Genomic DNA, 2905 nt, shown 5'->3' with positions numbered 1-2905 from the left:
CGCGGCCGCCTCGCTGCGCGTGGCCGCCCCGGCCCGGGCCGCCGCGCGCTCACGCCGGCCGGCAAGTTGCATGGACATGCCGGCGGCGACGCGCTGGCCCGGATCGATCGGCATCATGCTCAGTGCAGGCCGCGCGAGTAGGCCGACAGCAGCACGTGGGCGGTGCCCGCCTCCTCCTCCGCCGGCGTGGCGCCGCTTTCCAGCCGCTGCACGGCCTCCACCACCTGCAGGATGTCGCTGCACAGGGCCGGATTGGCCGGCTGGCACTGCAGGCCCTGCCGGAAGTGGGCCAGCGACTCGCTGAAGGCGTTCTGCGCCAGGGCCGCGAAGCCGCGCACGAAGTGCAGCAGCGCGTCCTGCTCGGGCAGGTTGAACAGCGGCTGCCAAGTCAGCAGCGCCACCGGCGCCCGACTGGAGCTGAATTGCAGCAGGCCGAGCTGATAACGCGCGAGCGTGAAATCGGGCGCGAGCAGCAGGGCGTTGGCGAACGAGAGCTCGGCCTCGGCGAAGTCGCCCGCGCTGGCCTGCTCCGAGGCCAGCAGGAAATGCGGCAGCGCCGAGGCGGGATCGGCCTCGCTGGCGCGCCGGAACAGGGCCAGGGCGGAATCGCGCAGCCCCTCCCGGCTGGCGGCCATGCCTTCGGCGAGAAGACGGTCGAGGTCTTGGTGATGGTCCATGGTGCGTCCTTGGAGAGTACATCCGCCGGAGGGAGGAGGCGTTTAGCCGCGGGCGCGAAGGCGTTGCTCCGCATCCGCCCCCCCGCTCGGCATGCAAGAGGGACCCAGGCGAACCGCTCACTCCTGCTTCGGGAACCACCCTGGCAGGTTGACGTAGTAGCGCGTGGATCGCCCGGCGCCCGACTGCTTCAGCACGCCTAGCGCATGGAGCTCGATGAGTTCCCGCGACGCGGTGGGCCGGGAAGTGCCGGTGAGGCTCACGTACTTGCGGGTGCTCATCCCGCCCTCGAAGCCGCCCGGCCCTTGGTCCAGCAGGGCGTTGACCGCCTTCCTCTGGCGGGCGTTGAGCGGCGCGCCGGCATGCGTCGCCCGGAACCTGGCCTTTTCGAGCGAGGTGTCCGCCACCGCACTGGCGGCCTCCCAGGCGATGCGCACCTGCCGCACGAACCACAGCATCCAGGGCGTCACGTCGAGGCCGCCATGCTGGGCGCGGCCCAACTCGTTGTAGTAGGCCTCGCGCTGCTCGAGCAGGCGCTGCGAGACGCGCACCAGCCGGGATGTCTCCCCGGCATCGCGCGCGAGGCACAGATCCACGATGTTGCGCCCGACCCGGCCGTTGCCGTCGTCGAAGGGGTGGATGGTCTCGAACCAGAGGTGGGCCAGCGCCGCCTTCACCAGGCTGTCCTCGTGGCCGGCGTTGAACCAGTCGAGGAAATTCTGCATCTGTGCCGGCACCTGCCCTGCAGCCGGCGCCTCGTAGTGCACCGTCTCCCTGCCCATCGGGCCGCTCACGATTTGCATGGCCTGCGTGCGATAGGCGCCGGTGGTGACGAGGCGCATCCCGGAGAAGCCGGTGGGAAAGAGCGCGGCCTGCCAGGCTTGCAGCCGTTCGTGGGTGAGCGGCTCGTTGGCCTTCACGACGGCGTCGTCCATGATGTCCAGGAGGCCGTCGACGTGGCGGGGTGCGGCGGGGCCCTTGAAGGCCGCGGCACCCAGGCGCTGCGCGATGGAGGAGCGCACCGCCAGCAGGTCCAGCTTCTCGCCTTCGATGGCCGCGGTGGCGAGGGTTTCCTGCGCCCACGCCTCGGCGGCGAGATCCTGCCGTTCCTGGAAACCGAGCGCTGCCAGCTTTCCCTCCACCAGGCCTTGGGCCCTGCGGGCGAGCGCAACCTCCGCGGCCAGGTGAGCCGCGTCGAAGGAGAGTCCGGGCCACCCGCGCAGCTGCCAGATGTACTGGAGAGAATCCATGGGCTAGACGCTCGAGAATGAGTCGATTCAGCGGGGAAATCGCCTCATGAGTCGAATACGGAGTCTAATCGACTCATGCCTTGAGTCGATTATGGACCGTCCTCGGCTCAAACCCGTCGCGGAGTGGCCCGCCGGAACGAAAAAAGCCGCGGCTTGCGCCGCGGCTTTCGTTTCGAGCTTCGGTGAGGAGGCTCAGGCGGACATTACATGTCCATGCCGCCCATGCCACCCATGCCACCCATGCCGCCGGGCATCGCCGGGGCTTCGTCCTTCGGCGCTTCGGCGACCATCGCTTCGGTGGTCAGCATCAGCGAGGCGACGGAGGCGGCGTTCTGCAGCGCCGTGCGGGTCACCTTGGTCGGGTCGAGAATGCCCATCTCGATCATGTCGCCATAGGTGTCGTTGGCGGCGTTGAAGCCGTAGTTGCCCTTGCCGGCCAGCACGGCGTTCACCACCACGCTCGGCTCGCCGCCGGCGTTGGAGACGATCTCGCGCAGCGGGAACTCGATGGCCTTCAGCACCAGCTTGATGCCGGCGTCCTGGTCCGGGTTCTCGCCCTTGATCTCGCCGGCAGCCTGGCGGGCACGCAGCAGCGCCACGCCGCCGCCGGCCACGATGCCTTCTTCCACGGCAGCGCGGGTGGCGTGCAGCGCGTCTTCCACGCGGGCCTTCTTCTCCTTCATTTCCACTTCGGTGGCGGCACCGACCTTGATCACCGCAACGCCGCCGGCCAGCTTGGCCACGCGCTCCTGCAGCTTCTCACGGTCGTAGTCGCTGGTGGCTTCCTCGATCTGGACGCGGATCTGCTTGACGCGCGCCTCGATGTCGGCAGCGGCACTGGCGCCATCGATGATGGTGGTGTTTTCCTTGCCCACTTCGATGCGCTTGGCCTGGCCCAGGTCGGCCAGCGTGACCTTCTCGAGCGTCAGGCCGACTTCCTCGGAGATCACCTTGCCGCCCGTCAGGATGGCGATGTCTTC

Annotated in this window: 3 protein-coding genes; all 3 read right to left on the bottom strand. The window is 69.1% G+C overall.

Annotated elements, in window-relative coordinates:
- Positions 1-119: 119 nt before the first annotated feature.
- The gene (locus VFM98_RS08540; protein WP_325109487.1) at positions 120-677 is read right to left on the bottom strand and encodes a hypothetical protein; all 558 of its coding nucleotides are present in this window, start codon (positions 675-677) and stop codon (positions 120-122) included.
- Between the two features lie 117 nt (positions 678-794).
- Positions 795-1925, bottom strand: coding sequence for a Fic family protein (locus tag VFM98_RS08535; RefSeq protein WP_325109485.1), 1131 nt, complete (start codon positions 1923-1925; stop codon positions 795-797).
- A 203-nt stretch (positions 1926-2128) separates the two neighbouring features.
- On the bottom strand, positions 2129-2905 hold a 777-nt coding region (gene groEL / locus VFM98_RS08530), incomplete at its 5' end, for a chaperonin GroEL (protein WP_325109484.1).

This window comes from Ramlibacter sp. (assembly GCF_035706265.1).
Lineage (GTDB): Bacteria > Pseudomonadota > Gammaproteobacteria > Burkholderiales > Burkholderiaceae_C > Ramlibacter.
The sequence above is the reverse complement of the archived record's forward strand: the minus strand, read 5'-3'. Positions and strand labels throughout refer to the sequence as shown.